General features: G+C 39.5%; 20 protein-coding genes and 2 pseudogenes. 20 read left to right on the top strand and 2 right to left on the bottom strand.

Annotation, left to right across the window (positions count from 1 at the left end; genetic code table 11):
• The first annotated feature begins 572 nt into the window (after positions 1–572).
• From R7Z78_RS17755 to R7Z78_RS17735, 4 genes are all read left to right on the top strand, one after another.
• Positions 573–911 carry a hypothetical protein gene (locus R7Z78_RS17755; RefSeq protein ID WP_104975418.1) on the top strand — a complete coding sequence of 113 codons (339 nt, stop codon included), beginning with the start codon at positions 573–575 and terminating at the stop codon, positions 909–911.
• Between the two features lie 905 nt (positions 912–1,816).
• The gene (locus R7Z78_RS17750; RefSeq protein WP_104975415.1) at positions 1,817–2,827 is read left to right on the top strand and encodes a 5'-nucleotidase; all 1,011 of its coding nucleotides are present in this window, start codon (positions 1,817–1,819) and stop codon (positions 2,825–2,827) included.
• Between the two features lie 813 nt (positions 2,828–3,640).
• On the top strand, positions 3,641–4,171 hold the full coding sequence (locus tag R7Z78_RS17745) for a hypothetical protein (RefSeq protein WP_049538686.1): 531 nt from the start codon (positions 3,641–3,643) through the stop codon (positions 4,169–4,171).
• A 387-nt stretch (positions 4,172–4,558) separates the two neighbouring features.
• Positions 4,559–5,095, top strand: a complete 537-nt coding sequence (locus R7Z78_RS17735) for a nucleotidyltransferase family protein (protein WP_104975413.1) — start codon at positions 4,559–4,561, stop codon at positions 5,093–5,095.
• Between the two features lie 136 nt (positions 5,096–5,231).
• Here R7Z78_RS17735 and R7Z78_RS17730 read toward each other — a convergent pair whose 3' ends face one another.
• Entirely contained in the window at positions 5,232–5,510 is a 279-nt protein-coding gene (locus R7Z78_RS17730; RefSeq protein WP_005398411.1) for a type II toxin-antitoxin system mRNA interferase toxin, RelE/StbE family, read from the bottom strand.
• Positions 5,507–5,791, bottom strand: coding sequence for a type II toxin-antitoxin system RelB/DinJ family antitoxin (locus tag R7Z78_RS17725; protein ID WP_005398409.1), 285 nt, complete (start codon positions 5,789–5,791; stop codon positions 5,507–5,509). Before R7Z78_RS17725 ends, R7Z78_RS17730 begins: the two co-directional genes overlap by 4 nt.
• A 320-nt stretch (positions 5,792–6,111) precedes the next feature.
• Between R7Z78_RS17725 and R7Z78_RS17720 the strand changes: the two genes are divergently transcribed.
• The 16 genes and pseudogenes from R7Z78_RS17720 (at position 6,112) to R7Z78_RS17645 (ending at position 18,194) form a co-directional block, all read left to right on the top strand.
• Positions 6,112–6,486: a DUF6973 domain-containing protein gene (locus R7Z78_RS17720; RefSeq protein ID WP_226977621.1), complete on the top strand. Its 375-nt coding sequence runs from the start codon at positions 6,112–6,114 to the stop codon at positions 6,484–6,486.
• Between the two features lie 586 nt (positions 6,487–7,072).
• The gene (locus R7Z78_RS17715) at positions 7,073–8,032 is read left to right on the top strand and encodes a phosphotransferase (RefSeq protein WP_104975411.1); all 960 of its coding nucleotides are present in this window, start codon (positions 7,073–7,075) and stop codon (positions 8,030–8,032) included.
• A 116-nt stretch (positions 8,033–8,148) separates the two neighbouring features.
• Positions 8,149–8,547, top strand: coding sequence for an SMI1/KNR4 family protein (locus R7Z78_RS17710; protein WP_104975410.1), 399 nt, complete (start codon positions 8,149–8,151; stop codon positions 8,545–8,547).
• Positions 8,548–8,693: 146 nt separating this feature from the next.
• Positions 8,694–8,984 (top strand): hypothetical protein, encoded by a 291-nt coding sequence (locus tag R7Z78_RS17705; protein ID WP_104975409.1) that lies wholly within the window; start codon positions 8,694–8,696, stop codon positions 8,982–8,984.
• Positions 8,985–9,207: 223 nt separating this feature from the next.
• On the top strand, positions 9,208–9,588 hold the full coding sequence (locus R7Z78_RS17700; RefSeq protein WP_104975408.1) for an STAS/SEC14 domain-containing protein: 381 nt from the start codon (positions 9,208–9,210) through the stop codon (positions 9,586–9,588).
• A 698-nt stretch (positions 9,589–10,286) separates the two neighbouring features.
• Positions 10,287–10,949 carry a DUF3329 domain-containing protein gene (locus R7Z78_RS17695; RefSeq protein ID WP_104975407.1) on the top strand — a complete coding sequence of 221 codons (663 nt, stop codon included), beginning with the start codon at positions 10,287–10,289 and terminating at the stop codon, positions 10,947–10,949.
• Positions 10,950–11,174: 225 nt separating this feature from the next.
• Positions 11,175–11,495, top strand: a complete 321-nt coding sequence (locus R7Z78_RS17690; protein ID WP_104975405.1) for a DUF4160 domain-containing protein — start codon at positions 11,175–11,177, stop codon at positions 11,493–11,495.
• Positions 11,473–11,730, top strand: a complete 258-nt coding sequence (locus tag R7Z78_RS17685) for a DUF2442 domain-containing protein (RefSeq protein ID WP_104975404.1) — start codon at positions 11,473–11,475, stop codon at positions 11,728–11,730. The genes R7Z78_RS17690 and R7Z78_RS17685 overlap by 23 nt, the downstream gene beginning before the upstream one ends.
• Positions 11,731–11,864: 134 nt before the next feature.
• On the top strand, positions 11,865–12,206 hold the full coding sequence (locus R7Z78_RS17680; RefSeq protein ID WP_042523465.1) for an SH3 domain-containing protein: 342 nt from the start codon (positions 11,865–11,867) through the stop codon (positions 12,204–12,206).
• 697 nt (positions 12,207–12,903) lie between these two features.
• Positions 12,904–13,065: pseudogene (locus R7Z78_RS17675) on the top strand (transposase); the annotation flags it as partial.
• A 613-nt stretch (positions 13,066–13,678) separates the two neighbouring features.
• On the top strand, positions 13,679–14,392 hold the full coding sequence (locus R7Z78_RS17670) for a class I SAM-dependent methyltransferase (RefSeq protein WP_104975402.1): 714 nt from the start codon (positions 13,679–13,681) through the stop codon (positions 14,390–14,392).
• Positions 14,393–14,471: 79 nt separating this feature from the next.
• On the top strand, positions 14,472–15,068 hold the full coding sequence (locus tag R7Z78_RS17665; RefSeq protein ID WP_104975401.1) for a DJ-1/PfpI family protein: 597 nt from the start codon (positions 14,472–14,474) through the stop codon (positions 15,066–15,068).
• 823 nt (positions 15,069–15,891) lie between these two features.
• Positions 15,892–16,329 (top strand): DUF5675 family protein, encoded by a 438-nt coding sequence (locus R7Z78_RS17660; protein WP_104975399.1) that lies wholly within the window; start codon positions 15,892–15,894, stop codon positions 16,327–16,329.
• A gap of 3 nt (positions 16,330–16,332) precedes the next feature.
• Positions 16,333–16,827 (top strand): hypothetical protein, encoded by a 495-nt coding sequence (locus R7Z78_RS17655; protein ID WP_104975398.1) that lies wholly within the window; start codon positions 16,333–16,335, stop codon positions 16,825–16,827.
• Positions 16,828–17,014: 187 nt separating this feature from the next.
• Positions 17,015–17,416: pseudogene (locus R7Z78_RS17650) on the top strand (HIT family protein).
• Between the two features lie 283 nt (positions 17,417–17,699).
• Positions 17,700–18,194, top strand: a complete 495-nt coding sequence (locus tag R7Z78_RS17645; RefSeq protein ID WP_104975397.1) for a hypothetical protein — start codon at positions 17,700–17,702, stop codon at positions 18,192–18,194.
• Positions 18,195–18,215: the final 21 nt, after the last annotated feature.

The following is an 18,215-nucleotide window of genomic DNA, read 5'->3' as shown; positions in this document are numbered from 1 at the left end:
GTTTGCAGTGAGTCTTGTGGTGAAAGTGGTCTGCTGAAAGTAGGTTTATGCGGCACTCACCCCTTAACGCGGCGTTAACTGGCGCAGAAAATACGAATGCACATTGATACGGTTTCTAGGTTCGGAGGTTTAGCGTGTTCGGTCAGTTTCCTTGGCTGAGGTAATGCGACTAATTTCAGTTTGGTACTTAAGTTTACTGATGTGAAAGGCGGCATAAAGCCTTCTAATAATATAAGGCGTTCGCGATTAGTTCGGCGCACTTACATCGCCGAAGTATGGTGTTGTGAGACGCATTTCAAACTAAAGATCAACGGTAATTTTTTTGTTAAACACATATTTGAGTTAGCTTTGCTAATCATTAATTAGCAAAACGAGCTTTGGCGAAAGTGGCTGAAAGATCGGCTAAAACTGAAAGGCGCTCAGTTAACAAACGGTTCAAGAGGGATTCGCAACGCGTGGCATTTTCATTATGCGTTGGTTTTAGTGTTTAGGGTGGCATGCGGCGACTTCGGTATTGCGTCGCTCACCCCTTAACAGAGCGTTATGTGACTTTTAGTGTAGAGGATTAATCGTTGATAGATAGAGAGAAAGAAAAAACCGAGCTTGGTTACGAAAAAACGGCTAGAGATTTGAGAGCCGTAGCCTTTGATACGTTAGAAGTATTAATAGTTAACTTTGTTGTTTTTTATTATCTAATATATCAAGCTAGTAAGGTTGATGACCAACCATGGCTAGACTTGAAAGCCGGACTTAAATATTCATACGAAGCTTTATTTAACAATCATGTATGGATGTTTTCTTTATTTTTAGGGTTTGTGGCTTTTATAATTTCATATGTTGTACGAAGTAAAAAATCGAGAATATCCAATATATTTTTTCCATATGTATTTGGTTTTTTGGCGGTTGTCTAGAAGCTTATTGTCTGTAGCAATAACATTATCAATGTTTAAGTTTTTAGCTCTAACACATGGACATTTTGAGAATAAGGCTGGTTTTGGGGATTTTATATTTTTCCTTGTTAGTATATTTGTGTATATAGGTTTGAGTTTTGTTCTTTTATACGACAATGCTAAATTAGCAAAGGTAAATATATCGAACTTATTTAAAGCCTTAAAGATTATAGCTTTAACGATATTGGCAGTGCTTTTAGTTGCAGTGATTATTTTTTAGAACTTTACTATCAATGTTTCAGTCAATCTATTCAATGTTTTATTGATTTATTCTAATTCACATAACAAAGCATTTAAGAGTGATTCCCAACGCTTGGCATTTTTCATTCCATCGTTGGGTTTTGTGTTTACGGTGGCATGGTTTAGCTTCGTGGTAGCGTTGCTCACCCCTTAATTGGGCGTTATGTTCTTGGGGGTTTATGGAAAACTTCAAAATTAGCAGAATCCACACAAAGTTAGGTATTTTCCGACCATCTGGAATCCTCAACAATGAAAGTGGTATTAAAAATATCAGCTATATTTCTGCTGTATATATGGGAACTGATGGCTGGTGCGAACTTAATTTACAGTCGGAGCATACTCAAAATTTACTGAGAGACATTCAAATTGAAGTGTTGCAGTACCTAGCGTGAGCAAGTTTGTTGCATCGACCAGAGATAGTTTTGTAAATATCAGTGGCTTCAAATAGCTACGAACATAACAAAGCGTTCAAGGGGGATTCTCAACGCTTGGCAATTTTGGTTTTAAGTTTAGCTTTTGTGTTTATGGAACAATGATTTAGGTTTGGTGGCTTGCGTTGTTCACCCCTTAACGCGGCGTTAGTTGCGTCATAGAAAAATTTTAATACGTCAGAAAGGGAAAGGATTATGCCAATAGATTTAACAGAAACTTTGGTTGTTGGGATTTCAGCTACTGCACTATTTGATTTATCTGAAGCTGATGAGATCTTTAGAGAAAAAAACAAAACAGATCCAAACACAGCGATAGACGAATATCGAACATATATGCTTGAGCACGAAGATGAACCGCTAAATGATGGTACAGCTATGCCGTTAGTAAGGTCACTGCTAAATCTCAATACGCACAAAAGTCCGGAAGATAATGCGCCGATAGTCGAGGTAGTTGTAATTTCAAGGAATAGTCCGGAAACTGGCTTTAGAGTATTGAATGAAATTCGTAGGAGAAAACTCCCTATTACGCGTTCAGCATTTACAGCTGGTGAAGCGAGCTCGATCTATTTAGACGCTTTTTATGTCGACTTGTTTCTAACTACCAATGAGCAAGATGCTCAAGAGGTCATCGATAGTGGGGTATGTGCTTCGGCATTAGTTAAAAGGCCCCCTCAGTCAGAGGCGAGTTTGAACGAAGAGCAAGTTCGCTTTGCTTTTGATGCGGATGCTGTGCTTTTTAGCGAGGACAGTGAAATTGTTAACCAAACGGATGGGTTAGAAGAGTTCTGGCGTAGTGAAAATGAAAAACAGGATATCCCTTTACAAGAAGGGCGATATGCTAACCTTCTGAAAAAGCTATCAAAAGTACAAGAAAGGTTGCCAGGGCGTATCGAGTATTCTCCTGTAAAATTGGCTATTATGACTGCGCGAAATAGCCCTGCGGAAATGAGAGTTATAAAAACCCTTCGTAGTTGGAATGTCTATATTGACCAAGCATTTTTTCTTGGAGGTTTAGAGAAAAGTCGCTTTCTAAAGGCTTTTAAGCCACATATCTTTTTTGATGATCAAGATTCACACTTGGACCCAGCGTCAACAGAGGTTCCGAGCGCAAAAGTTCTTTATCCATCAAACTCAATTCTGAATAAAATAATGCAGGAAAAAGCCAAGAAAAAAGTTGATACAGTGCCAGACGAAGCATGCAACTAACAATCTGTTTAAGAGTGATTCGCAACGCGTGGCATTTTTACTATGCGTTGGCTGTGGTGTTTAAGGTGGTATGCGGCGGCTTTGGTATTGCGTTGCTCACCCCTTAACAGGGCGTTAGGGTACAAACGTAAAAAAGCCCACCATATCAATATTGGGCTTGGAATTTAAGCTTCCTCTGCTTCACCTTGGCTAGAGTTACTTCTGTCGAAAGCAAACTCAAGTTTCAGAAACCAAGCATGAAATGCTGCAGAAACACTAAAACTAATCTTCATAGTCAACGCCTCTAAGGGTTGGTGACTATCAGGCTTGAAGGTGTGTTTTGAGTTTCAGGTATATTGAAATTAGTCGTTTTAAGTTAAATTAGAGAGAGTTTTAATATTAGTGTTTGTCTTCAATCTTATGAGCTTTAGCATCTTAAGCATTGAAATAGTAGTCTAGTTTATGTAGTTCTTTACTCTAATCTTTATTCAGTTATGTTAGTTTCAGTATCTTACTTTTGGTATTTAGTTACCTTAATTTTGCCTGACACCTCGCGGATAACCGCTTGAAATTTATACTATGCATTTAAGCACTCATGTCAAGCGAGAAGTGCCTTAACAAAGCGTTTAAGGCAGATTCGCAACGCTTGGCATTTTTGGTTTGATTCAGCTCTAGTGTTTACGGCACAATGTTTTAGTTGTGGTGGTGGCGTTGCTCACTACTTAACGCGGCGTTATAAATCAAGATTGAGATTCGTGTCTGAAAACAGAATATTAAGATGACTTTATTGGTATGTGATTTGTATCATATTTGCTTTGATTGAGGGAATAAGACATGAACGACATACCTGTTCTGAATAAATCTGCGGAAAGGAAGTTAAGCATTATCAATGATACACCTGCAATATTTACTATCGTTGATAGCGATAGCGCAGTCGGTAGAAAGCCATTATACGAAATTGATAGCTTCAGTGAAGTTGGGAAATGGTGCGGTTTGATAATTCATCAATCAAAGAAACATGGTGTAGACCCACGCCTAGTCGCAGCAATAATGTATATGGAAACTACTCATGGCTGGTATGATAAAGTCTATCCTTTGAGAAAAACCATACTGCCGATGAATCTACATTATTCATATTGGAAAGACATTGGCGTCACTAAAGAAGCCCTAGGCTGTCCTTACTACAATATTGAGTTCGGGATCGCTCTATTATCTAGAATACAGGCTCGTATTGAAAATCCGACGATAAGAAAAATAGCTACGATCTATAATTTTTTGGGTGCTGAAGTAGTTAGCGATTACGGTGCACGTGTAGCCAAGCTATATCTTGAACAACCATGGAGCCCAGCCAAATGTGCCGTTTAAAACACTTTATCGTGTCTATTGTTGTTTCTAGTATTCTAGCTTGCATTCCCCTGTATATTGCAGTTAAACATAACTCAATGGGAGAGTTTTGTACTGCTAAATCTCTAGCTCTAAGTACTTGTAGGTATGACTTTAACTATATTTTTATGGTTTGGGGTAGTTGGTTTGTAATTATCTTTGTTTGTTTAATTGTGCTCACTTTTTTAATGCTAGTCGTCAAACGGCTCGTACAAAAACAGTGGCAATGATTTATAACAAACTGTTTAAGAATGATTCGCAACGCGTGGCATTTTCACTATGCGTTGGTTTTAGTGTTTAAGGTGGTATGCGGCGGCATCGGTATTGCGTTGCTCACCCCTTAACAGGGCGTTATGGCGCAGGGCGAAAATGGACAAAATCGTAGAGTTAATAAGGCAAGACCCAATCAGAGTTGAGGCACTTTATCATGTGTCCCAATTAGATTTGCCTCAATGCTATATTGCAGCAGGTTTCGTTCGAAATTTAGTTTGGGATTCACTGCATGATTTCAACGAACCGACTCCTTTAAATGACGTCGATGTAATCTACTTTGATCCGACAGAATCTAACTCCAATGTCCACTTGGATTACGAAGTACTTCTTAAAGCTCGCATGCCCAAGCTTAACTGGCAAGTGCGTAATCAAGCGACAATGAATGAGCGTAATGGTGATGAACCTTATCAAAGTTCGTTGGATGCAATGAGTTACTGGCCAGAAAAAGAAACAGCGGTTGCTGTTCGTCAAATCGGGTCAAATCAGTATGAGTGTATGGCTGCTTTTGGCTTTGAATCCCTATTTAGTTACTGGGTCACACATAATCCTAAAAGGTTACGAGAAACCTTTGAAAATCGTGTAAGTTCAAAAGGGTGGCTAGTTCGGTGGCCATCTTTGAGAATTGCGCCATAACAAAGCGTTTAAGGCAGATTCGCAACGCATGACATTCTTGGTTCAAATTGGGTTTTGTGTTTACGGTGTAATGGTTTAGGTTAGGTGTAGGCGTCGCTCATTACTTAACGCGGCGTTAGTTCCCCAGAGGAAGCAATCAATCTGTAGGAAATTTTTGTTTTTGGTGGAGTACACGCATAACTCGGATGATATCGCCCTCGACCCAGTAAGAGACAATCATCGAAATCTCAGGAATAATGAGCAATCGTCCGCGGATGCCATCTCGTTGTACACCCATTAAAGGTTGTTCAAGCAAGTTTTCTACTTTTGCTTCAATAAGGTTGTCAGTTTTTTCTGCCGCATCAGGGTTAAAGTCATAGAGAAACTCGAAGATCTTTTCACGATCATTAAGTGACTCTTCTTCCCATAAAATCATTGCTTACCTCGATTACGGATTCTGGCTTTGCGCTCTTCCATTCGAGACTTAGCAGTTTGGTGCTCAACGAAAACGGATTTTCCTGAGTCAAACTTCTCAAATGCTAGGTTTACTTGTTCAGTTAGCCATGCATCGTGAGATAATGTTTTTCTTTGTTGTTCAGCGAGTTGCTCAGTAAGTTCACGGCAAGCATCACTTAGAGTTCGACCTTGGCTTTCAGCCATTTGTTGAGCTAGGCGTTTTGTTTCTTCATCAACACGAAATTGAATTCTAGTGTCCATGATGTATTCCTTTGTTGGTGTGTGTACAAATGTTAGCACTAGGCTTTGAGATGGGCAACTAACAAACAATTTAAGAGTGATTCGGCACGCGTGGCACTTTTACTATGCGTCGGTTTTAATGATTAAGGTGGTATGCGGCGGCATTGGTATTGCGTGCCTCACACCTTAATTGGGCGTTATGTGTCCGAGTAAGTTCGAAGATGTAATTGATAATCATGTAACTGCGCTTTCCTTCTCAAGGTCTTATTTTTAATCAGTTTTTAGTAATGTGGATTTGTTTTAAAAGTGTAGGCTAGTTTGCGTTTAAATGCGGAGGTCTCATGGTTAAACATATTTATCAACAATACAATTCTCTAAAAGAAGGTGAAAAAGAGTATCTTGAATTAAACCCTCACCATGCTATAGCAATAAAAGAAGCGAAAGATGTTGCTTTTTTCGAAACAGAATCTCGCTTTGGCATCAATGGACACAATGATAAAAGCGATGCATTTCGTCATTGTTTTTGGTCTGCGATGCTAGCGCGTGACATTGGATACAAAAATGCTCTCGAATTTACGATAGCACATGAAGACTTTCCGGAAAAACCAGAAAATGAAAAGGTCATGGATTTACACAATAATAAAGTTGGTATTCGGTTAGGGTTATCGATGGCGAGTAATGATAAACTGCACATTATTGTTACACTTCATTGCTAGCAGGTCGCCTTAAGGTAATAAAGAAAGAGAAGAAAAAATGAAAAAATTGGTTATGATTTTCTTTATTTTACTTCAAGTATCCTGTTCAGATACAACTAAGATTAAATGACAGTAGTGTCGATTTTTCTGAAGTTGTCGAAGGTGATTGGAATCGAGTCTGTTTTTTAGGTCCGTACTCCAATAATACTGCTGCTCGTTCTTTACTGGGATTCGATTGGGATGCTGAGAATCTAAGTAGAATATCAGATTTAGATAGTATTACACTTTTATTATTTTCTAATGATGACGAAGTTATTAAATATAGTAAATTATCAAGGGAAATTGATTTTTCACTTTTTAGTAATACATGTATAAAACGTACTGAGGCAAAATTTAGCATTGGTGTGAATGATGTAGTCAATGTAGGAAGGTAAAAATAAAAGTCACCTTAGTTGTAACACATAACAAACTGTTTAAGAGTGATTCGCAACGCTTGGCATTTTGGGTTTTATTCAGCTTTAGTGTTTACGGCGCAATAATTTAGGTTCAGTGGTAGTGTTGCTCACTACTTAACGCGGCGTTATGTGCCTAAGGGATAACTGGAATTATGAGTGAATTTGTTCGTGAGGTAGGTGAAAACTGGAGTCAGATTGGTGTAGACGCTAGTATAAAACGTCAATCAGTTGGTGCGACGAATCATGTTTTTCGTATCCAATCCTCAGAGACTTATTATCTTAGAAAATATAGTGTTCGCAATGTTGCTAAGATCAAGTTAGAACATGAACTGCTGAGAAAGCTATCGCAAAATTTGAATACTATAATTGCCCCTATTTTGACGCGTGACCACCACTCCTTTTGTAAAATAGGTGATGAGTTTTATGCTCTATTTCCTGAAGCAAAAGGAACGTTAATCGAAAAAAGTGCTCTGTCTGAGTTTCATGCTTTTCAGCTGGGAAAAGCCCTTGCTGACCTGCATGTTCAACTCGCTTCTGTGGTTGGAAAAGACTTTCCAACAATTGAGCTTTCTTGGGATAAAAGTGCTTGGGTCGATAGACTACAAAAAATAGTCGCTGCTATTGAAACAAATAGTGAATTTGATATGAATAACTCGGTGCTACGAAGAGTAAAACAACAGCGTGATTATCTAGCTAGCTCAGAAGCTACACACTCATATACCCCGTTAACAAGCAGGCAATTAATCCACGGCGACTTTCATCATTTCAATGTCTTTTTTGATTCTAATCGCACAGTAAGCGATGTAATCGATTGGGATTTAGTGCAAAACATGCCTCCTGCTTATGAGTTGGCGAGAGCATGCATGTATATGTTCGATTTGGAGCTTCATAGGTCATTAGCTTTGTTAAAAGGCTATCTGTCTGTCAAGCCTCTATCCCGATTAGAGCTTAACGATGGAGCAAAGGCGTGGGCTGTTTACGCTGACCACCATGTGTGGGCTTTGGAGGAAGTATTTTTAAAAAACAATACAGCAGCACAGAAGTTCATACCTCAAAGGGACTTCGTCCCTTTTATGGAACAATGGTCCCAAATTGAAAGTGTCTTGTTTTGAGGCGGTACATAACAAACTGTTTAAGAGTGATTCGCAACGCTTGGCGTTTTCGCTTCGCTCAAGTATCGCCAAGCGTCGCTCACACCTTAATGCGGCGTTATGCATCAGGGGGATTCATGGAATTTATAGATAGACCTGTAGGCGCAAATCTGGAAGAAATACACAAGTTAGAAACTATATTTCAAATAACTCTTCCTGAAAGTATGTTGAATTGGTGGAGTGTTAGCGATGGCCCTATAGTCTATTTTGGGTTCAAAGAGTTACAGTTCTTCTCTTTGTCGGAGATATACGGCGAAGATATTTATGGGGTAAAGCACGATATGCCTGGCGCAATGCCAATTTGCTTAGATGGTAATGGAAATATTTGCGTGGCCAGAATTGCAGGTGGTGTTATATGTGGTTTTTATGTCGTTGATTCTAGTGATTTAGGTTGGGAGCAAGCGAAAATTATAAGCTGTGAATTCTTAAAGTTTGTGAACGATAGTTTTTCACCCGAAGAACGACTAAATGCATAACAAAGCATTTAAGAGTGATTCCCAACGCTTGGCATTTTTGTATCTGCGTTGGATTTTGTGTTTACGATGTAATGGTTTAGGCATGGTGGTAGCGTTGCTCACACCTTAATGCGGCGTTAAGTGTATTTACAAGTAAGGAGACTAAATTGGCAAGGAAATCTTTGATAGAACATGTGTTTAATGAACTGGTTGATTTGAGTAAGCAGTTTTGGCAGGTGAACCTTTTTGCCACAATATTGTTTATTGTACTTACGTTGTTTGCAGTAAAATTCGCTGTTGGAGTGCTAAATGGGGTTGAATCTGGTTCACCTACGAATATAGCAATCATAAATTCAATTGGTTGGGTGTTTTATTTAGTACCGATAGTTTTCGGTATGATTACGGTGTTTTTTGGTGTAAACACTCTCAAAGGATATGTGGAGTCAAAATACACTTAACAAAGCGTTTAAGACGGATTCACAACGCTTGGCGATTTCAGCTCCAGTCAGGTTAAGTGTTTAAGGTACAATGGTTTATGTTTTGTGGTCGGCGTTGTTCACCACTTAACGCGGCGTTATGTTACCCAAGCGAACAGAGTCCCAATATTGATGCCTAGCTCTCGTATTAGTTTGCTGAGTTCTCTTACTCTTTATAAACATACGTAATTAAGAGGTTTCTGTTATGAGTAGTGAACGCCACGGTATATCAGTAGGGCTAGAGCGATTTAGCTCAGAATTCTTCCTTGTCTTCAAGGCAGTAGGGAAGCTCACTTACGAAGATTATCAAGCAATCGCGCCCGTATTAGAATCAGCTTTAGCAGGAGTTAAGGGGCAGCATGTCAAAGTGCTTGTAGATATTTCAGAGTTTTCAGGTTGGGAGCTTCGTGCAGCTTGGGATGATTTTCAGCTGGGTTTGAAAATCGGTCCTAAATTCGAAAAAGTAGCAATTTACGGTGATAAACACTGGCAAGAGTTAGCCTCGAAAGTTGGTGGCTGGTTTATATCAGGGGAAATGCAATCATTTAATGAATATGACTCCGCAATCAAGTGGCTAGAGGGGTAACATAACAAAGCGTTCAAGAGGGACAGTCAACGCGTGGCGAATTTGGCTCAAGTTTTGGTATGTGTTTTTATGGTGGTAAATTGAAGTTTGGTGGTAGCGCGTTGCTGCCCCTTAACGCGGCGTTATAGCGCAGAGTTGAAATTGTCGTATCGGCTTTCAGTGTTAACTAGCGAGGTAAAAATCCAAAGTTGGCATCGTTTCAAGGGTAGATTTGTTCTTTGGTGCGGCGACTTTTGGGGTCACTGAGTTGAACTTTTTTGCTGAAAATCTGCTCGTTGAGTTTGTTGGTACAAAAGCCGATTTACTCGCTGAAATGACGTTTTCTCTGGTGTGGTAAGTTCACGAGGTTTCAGTGACTTTGTTGAAAGTCCGCATTGTGAGATTGGTTTTCCAAAAGTGCTTTTTGGTGTTGTGAGTTTGTTTTCTGCGGCGTTGTTTGTTCCACGTGGTTTCATTGAGTAGCCGCTTTGAGACTAGGCCTGACTTAAGTGCGACAAGGCACATAAAGTTTGTTGTTTGCAAAGTTTAAAATAACGTAAAATCAACGTTTTGGGTCTGCAAACTAACAAACTGCTCAAGAGGGATTCGCAACGCGTGGCATTTTCACTATGCGTTGATTTTAGTGATTAAGGTGGTATGCGGCGGTTTTGGTATTGCATTGCTCACCCCTTAGCAGGGCGTTATACCTAAGGAAGCAAATGAGCAGTATTTACGAAATTATTCAAAAAGACCCACAATACTATGTTTGGCTTTTTGGGTTGATCAATGCGGGTTGGATCGTATTCGCATTTCTATTTAAATTATGGCATGAAAGGCAACTCAAAAGGCTAGAACAAGACTTAAGGTTTGATGCTGAAAGGCGCTTAAAAGTCTTTGACTTGAAAGCCACTGAGTATGCCAACTATGTTGCTAGTTTGGATCAGTTTGGAAAGAAAAATCAAAGTGAAATAATGGGGCGCATGCAACCTATTTTCGATCAATACCTTAATGATTTTATGGCAGCTTCGGCTGAAAACAACCAAGAGAAAACTCGTGAAGTGTTAGTGTGGTTTAGCCAACAAATTTCACTTATCATGCACGAAGGAGGAGAAGACTTTTTCAAATTAAAGTCAGAGTCTAATAGGTTAAAGCTGATTGCAACCGACGAGATGCTTGGTACTTTTCAACAGTTGGAAGATTTGACTGAATTATCAATGAATACAGCACATGAATTCATGGGTAAATTGACGGAAATAGTCCTACATCAGCAAACTTCAATCCAAGAAGAATATTTGGCGAAACTGAATGATATATCATCAGATATTCAGGTGCAGTCTAAGTTGCTAATGACTCAGGTGCGTACGGAAATTCGTAGAATTTAGGTATAACAAACTGTTTAAGAGTGATTCGTAACGCGTGGCATTTTTGCTATGCGTTGCGTTTTGTGTTTAAGGTGGTTTGCGGAGGCTTTGGTATTACGTGCCTCACACCTTAACAAGGCGTTATAAACACTGGCACGGCTCGAAGTTTAGATACGTTCACACTTAAATCACACTCAATAATCAACAGCATGCATGAAAATGCACTTTCATTTCAAGGAGGTGTGCATGCCGAAAATTTATGAGTACTTAGGGATTATATTGTTCTTTTATAGTAACGAACATGAGCCAATTCATATTCATGGTAAGTTTCAAGGTAAAGAGTCTAAAGCGGAAATTCACTTGAAAAATGGCCGCATTACAAAAATTGTCGTTAAGGATAAAGGTGCAGGATTAGAGAGCAAAAAGAAGCGTGAGTTTGAAGAGTTTGTAAACTGTTATGCCGATGATACTGTAGAAAAGTGGATTGACTATTTTGTTAAGAAAAAGCATGTAAGTCCAACTACAATTACGAAGAAGGTAAAAAATGTCAGAACTATCAGTGGTTAAAGTTACACATGTTACGGGTCATATTTTAGAAATAGAGTTTAGTGATAATCACGTTTCAATCGTTGATTTTGCTCCATTCATCTTTAGTGTTGGCCATCCTGATTACGATGTATATAAAGACATCTCTCGCTTTTTGCAGTTTGATTTGCTTGATGGAAACTTAAACTGGGACGACTACACAATGATCTTTCCTGTTGAACATCTATACAAAATAAGCTGTAAATCGAGTTTATAACAAACGGTTTAAGAGTGATTCGCAACGCATAGCATTTTGGCTATGCGTTGCGTTTAGTGTTTAAGGTGTTATGCGGTGGCTTAGGTATTGCGTTGCTCACACCTTAACAGGGCGTTATGTACTTTGGAGAAAATATGGAAGTTGTTACTACTGAAAAACACGACTCAGAATATCCCAATCCGTTTTATTTGAAGCGAGGCGACAAAGTAGCTCTAGGTACAATTGACGATGAGTTTCCCAACTGGGTCTTTATAACCAGTGTCGAAGGAGAGCGGGGTTGGGCTCCAGTTCAATATATCGAAAAGATTGAAGGAAGCTCTGAAGGTATCTTGCTTGAAGACTATGACAATGTTGAGCTTAATACTGTCATTGGCGAAAAACTGTCAGTGCTATTCGAACTCAATGAGTGGTATCGAGTTTCGAGGTCAACGGGTGAAGTCGGTTGGGTACCAGTGCGTTCGGTACAACGTACATAACAATAAATTTAAGAGTGATTCACAACGCTCGGCGCTTTCGCTTCAAGCCAGTTTAGTGTTTATGGCACAATGCTTTAGGTAAGGTGTTAGCGTTGTTCACACCTTAATTTGGCGTTAGGTGACATGAGACAAACGATAGACTAGTGGGTAGTATCTTGGCGTGAATCTAGCTTCAGTTAACAGAAAAGGAGTGGATTAATGAATGGTAAAGCATTTGATAATTGGCAAAAATCGCGAAAGAAAGGATGTTTAAATTGGCTTTTTAGAACCACTTTCGTCACAGCCATTTTGTACATGATTTTTAATGTTACTTTCCTTTACCCATCTTGTAATGCGGCAAGCATTACGATTTTCTTATCGGATAATGCTCTTAATTACTCAATTTACACGTTCGGGATGTTTTTCACATTTTGGGCTATCTGGTTATACAACGAATCTTCGTATGAGAAAGAAGTTAAACGTAGAAATGTCGCCTAACAAACTGTTCAAGAGGGATTCGCAACGCGTAGCATTTTCGCTATGCGTTGGTTTTAGTGTTTAAGGTGGTATGCGGCGGCTTTTGTTTTCAGCCCTAAACCACCTACTTCAGTAGGTGGTTATCATCCGCTTCGGCTTTGCCTGTAAAACTACTCATGCTAAATGCCTCTTTGATTTTTCCAGAAGTCAAAGAGGACAAATAACATGAGTAGATACAATCAAGTTTCCTCACCTTAGGAAGAACAGGCTTTGGGGTAATCACTTTTGGCAAAGAGGCTATTTTGTCGATAGTGTTGGAATCAATGAAGAAATAATACGCCGATATGTAAGACATCAAGAGAAGCAAGAGCGAGTAGAGCAGCAGCAATTGGCGCTGGACTAAACAAAGGCCCCCTTTTAGGGGGCTCACACAAAACCACCTTCTTTAGAAGGTGGTAATTTACTTCGGCGCAATTATGAACCAACAGATGAGGATAGAGAAAACCTTAACCGTATTAGAATTATCGGTTTTTTAGTCTACTCGTCGCCTTCGGGGTTATGTGGGACGCATTCCCAGAATTAGAATCTATTTTAAATAGTTACGTTTGGGTTATCAGTATTCCTTTCATATTGGCTTTAGCTGGTTATGGATCCCTGAGTTTTAGCGAAATGTTTGCCAGAATTCTAATTACCAGTTCAACGTTGTTGATGTTGCCATTCTTTTATGTGTTTTTTATTGTATTTGGTCTCTTAGGCGTTGCATTAAGGCTCATTCTATTACCAATAGTTAGCCTTGAGAATTCGGTTATTGGTCAAGAGCAGTCACCCCGGTTTTTGGGACTTTTAATATTGTTTTTGAGCTTTTTTCTACAACTTATAGCTTTGAAGAGCTAACAAACAATTAAAGAGTGATTCAGCGCGCTTGGCATTTTTGGCTTGGGTTAGTTAAGTGTTTTCGGTGGTCAAATTGAGTCTGGTGGATGCGTGCTTCACACCTTAATTGGGCGTTAGCAGGTATGAAACCAAATTATCAAGTTCATGAAGACATGTATGTTGAAGCTCGCCAAGCTGGCTGGGAAGGTTGGGGTGGCAATGAGCGAATGTCTAAAGCAGTTTTAGTGGATCGTTTTCTAGAGCTATGTAAACGACCGAAGCAAGGTAAACTGCTCGAATTAGGGTGCGGTGAAGGGCATCATTGCCGAGCTTTTTTTCAGAAGTTGGGTTTTGCGGTAACAGGTATAGATGTCTCACCAACCGCAATTGCATGGGCAAAGGAAAAAGCTAGAGCAACAGGAACTGAGGGTGATTATTATACATCTGACCTAACAGTAGAGTCTCTTGAACTTCCAGAACGTTATGATGCTGTGATTGACGGTAATTGCTTACATTGCATTATTGGCGCAGATCGAGCCATATTCTTGGGTAATGTTTATCGTTCACTATCTGAAAATGGGGTGTTTTTCGTCAGTAGCTTGTGTTCTAAAGATGAAAATAGCTATGAAACTTATAGGGATAACAGCCCATATCGTCATGTTACCTCTCAAAGTGGCCTTGTTGTTGAATTAAAGCAAGCTGGGTTTCAAGTGCTTCATGTTAGTGTCTATGAACGTTTAACTTCAAACCACATAACGGTATATGCAATAAAGCATAATTTGGTGTGGAAAAGACTGCTAACAAAGCGTTTAAGGCAGATTCGCAACGCGTGGCATTTTGGGTTTTATTCAGCTTAAGTGTTTAAGGCACAATAGTTTAGGTTCAGTGGTAGCGTTGCTCACTACTTCACGCGGCGTTAGGCAAATAGGAGCAGATATGGAAATTGCGGTACTAACATTTGACGGATTTAATGAACTTGATTCATTTATAGCAGCGGGAATTTTGAACCGAATGAAAGACGCTGGTTGGAACGTGCAAATAACGAGTCCATCTCAGTACGTCACTTCAATGAACGGAGTTACAATTCAATCTCAACAGCCTCTGGAGTTTGCGAATCAAGCCAACGTTGTATTGTTTGGTAGCGGTGTACTAACACGCGATATTGCTCAAGACAGAGATATACTTTCAAGGTTAAATCTAAACCCTGAAACTCAGTTAATTGGTGGGCAATGTTCAGGTACTTTGCTCGTGTCTGTGCTTGGCTTACTGCATCAAATACCAGCTTGTACCGATTTAACAACGAGACCTTGGGTTGTCGAATCGGGAGTGACTGTTTTAGAGCAGCCATTTTATGCTGATGGCAATCTTGCAACAGCAGGTGGTTGTTTGTCATCAAAGTACTTAGCAGCGTGGGTTATTAGTAAGTTGTCGAGTAGGGCGGATGCTGAATCTGCAATTCACTATGTCGCGCCAGTCGGTGAAAAAGAAAGCACGGTTCAGCATTGCATGTCAGTAGTCGGTGCATATCTGTAAAATTTGCCTAACAAATTGTTCAAGAGCGATTCGGTACGCGTGTCATTTATACTATGCGGTAGGGTTAGTGATTAAGGTGGTATGCAGAGGCTTCAGTATTGCGTGCCTTACACCTTAACTGCGCGTTAGTACGGGTTTGACATCAAAGGTCACAAGTTTTGGTGTTTATCTGTTTTGGTGCTCGAATTTACACCTTTCAGTTAATGCCTTTCACGTTCTTTCCGGTGGCACTATATGCGGAGTGTTCGCTTTGATTTCACCGTTTACGGTTTCTAACTCTTAGCCTATTTCTTTTGCGCTTCTTCATTTTCGTGGTGGCTTTTGAGAGAATCTCGATTACTTTTGGTGTTGCCGTCCGGAGTTCGAGGATCGAATCCTTTTCTAATTTGAAGTCCGTAAAAATAGGGGAGTTCAGCGCGTTTTTCTTCTAGCCAACTTTCGTCTCTCAATGCCGATAAGGTTTTGTAGCTGCCCGTCTCACTTCAGTGTTCAAAGCCTTTCATATTATGCCACTTTTCAATATCTTGGCGCGCACAAATAGAAGTAGCGCATGTACTAACAAATTGCTTAAGAGTGATTCGTAACGCGTGGCATTTTTACTATGCGGTGGCTTATGATGATTAAGGCGCTGTGCGGTAGCTTTTGTATTGCGTTACTCACACCTAAGCAAGGCGTTAGCTTTATCAATCCAATCGTTAAATGTAAGAGTTAGAATTGTCAAGTACAATGTTGCTTTGATACTTGCCGAAAAAGGGACTCTTGGAGGCATGTAATTAAGTTATTTCAGCTAGTATTTCCTCAATTTAATGTGAGGATCAAATAAATGACTGGCAAAAAAATCAAAGAAATATTAAATCTCAGACGCATAAAACAGTATGGAGAGACAACGTTAGGAAAACTAACTATTGAAGGTGTCGACAAGAGTTGGTTTGTTCTCGAACCAGGAGGTCCTGACTCGATAGTTGAGGGTTCAGACAAAAGAATTTCGGCTGGTACATACAAAGTGGAACCATTTAGTGGTACCAAGTATAAAAATGTGTACGAATTAAAAAATGTTCCAGGACGGACTTATGTTTTGATTCACGCAGGCAATTATCACAAAAATACGGAAGGCTGCCTAATGCCGGGTAAAAGTTGGGGAGTGTTAAAAGATTCTCATTATTATGTAAGCAATAGCAAAGTGGCGTTAAAAGAAATTTTTTTAGAGATTGGTAAGTATAAAGAAATTGAGATTAGAGTAACAAATCAACTGGAGAAATGATTCATGTTAAAAAATATTTTGATTTTAATTTTTCTAATGTTTTCAAGTTCTGTGTTCGCATCCACCCCACGTACAGAGCTCAACCTTCTCTGGATGAAAAATAATTATTTTTTAATTCAAGAACACTTGGAAAGTGATGAATCGAAAATAGTTGTCCCTACAATAAATACTCTGGGTGAAATATGGGTTCACAGGGATGGTGCTGTTTCTGGAGAGGTGTCCCTTTTGTTGTTAGTTGCCTTGACTCATCATACCTATATTACGCTAGCAGTGCTTTCATCAGAGCCCGATTCGTTTTCAAAATGGTTAAATGAATTACAAGGAATAGTTTTTACGGATTTCAATGGAGGAGAAGTTGAACGATTATCTCATGCTAAAGAAGATCTTGTTCGTGCTTTGAGTTTATATATGAACTCAAATCCACAAGTAGCGCTAGCTCCATATGGCGAGAGCTTACTTAAACGACTTGAGGGAATTTCAATCCGAAGCGTAGATTAATATGTCTGCTAAAAATTGAGCTGTAGTGTTTCGAACAGGAAGCTAACAAAGCATTTAAGAGTGATTCCCAACGCTTGGCATTTTTCATTATATCGTTGGTTTTTGTGTTTACGGTGGTATGTTTTAGTTTAGTGATAGCGTTGCTCACACCTTAATGCGGCGTTAGCATACTTTGATAGGAGTTTAGATGACTACGATAGTCGAACAAATTGTTAATCGTGAAATTGACTCGGTCATCGTGTACGAATCTGACCAAGTTATAGCTTTTGCAGACCATGACCCAATCAACTTTGGACATATTTTAATTTGTCCCAAGACTCAATACCGCACTTTCATCGACTTGCCCGAGTCTGTGTTTTTAGAGATCACCGACGTCGCAAGAGATTAATATAAGCGTATAGAAGCTAAGTTCAATCCCGAAGGTATCGGCTTTATGCAAAACAACGGAGAGGCACCTCATTTCAACGAGCTCGACCATTACCATTTGCATATTTTCCCTCGGTTCCATGGCGACCAGTATGGTTGGATTAGTAGTGAACTTGGGATTCAAACTATGGATAAACTTAGAGAATCACTTAAAGATCTATGAGCGTTGAAAAAGTATGCTAACAAATTGTTCAAGAGTGATTCGGCACGCGTGGCATTTTTACAATGCGTTGATTTTAGTGGTTAAGGTGTTATGCGGAAGCTTCGTTATTGCGTGCCTCACTCCTTAACAAGGCGTTATCCTTGAATGTAAATGACAATTGTGGGGATTACAATGAGACTGCTGAGTCTCTCGATAATATTTGCATCTAAGCTGTTTTTCATCTAATGGATTTCTGTAGAGAAAAGTAAGGTAACTTCTTGATATAAATAAAGAGAAGTTAAGCATGAATAAACCCTCAAACTATAGTGAATTTATTGCTAAATACCAAAACTTAAGAAATGAAGTATATGCTTCTGTGCCGATAGCTACTAACTTACCTCAAGTGAAGCTCACTCCAATCAACACCCAGGCTATGGCAGCATATAAAAGGTGGGGGAATATGAGGACACCGCCGAATGGTGGCTGGGATTGGTCTAGTTGGTTCGCACATTACCGCGAGCGTCATCATAAAAGGTTCGAGGCTGCAATTTGGTATGGTTCAACATTATGCGGTTTATGTTTAGGAAAGCTCTCAGAGAAAAATGTTCACGTAAGGTTGGAAATCTTGGAAGGCTCAACTGAAAGAGCTCATCCTTTGAAAGGTCGTGTAGCCTATGTTGCTTTAACTGGATTTGAGTTGTTTGGTTTGCTGAAGAAGTTAGAGTTGCTGACCCAGTTGACGGAGCAATTAGTACTTATAAGGCACTGGGCTATAGCTTACAGCCTGCAAGCAAAGTGAACCCTCGGTTTCTAAGTAAAA

The sequence above is a fragment of the Vibrio sp. 1167 genome, from assembly GCF_033340375.1.
GTDB classification, from domain to species: Bacteria; Pseudomonadota; Gammaproteobacteria; order Enterobacterales; family Vibrionaceae; genus Vibrio; species Vibrio alginolyticus.
This window is presented reverse-complemented; position numbering and strand designations above follow the sequence as displayed.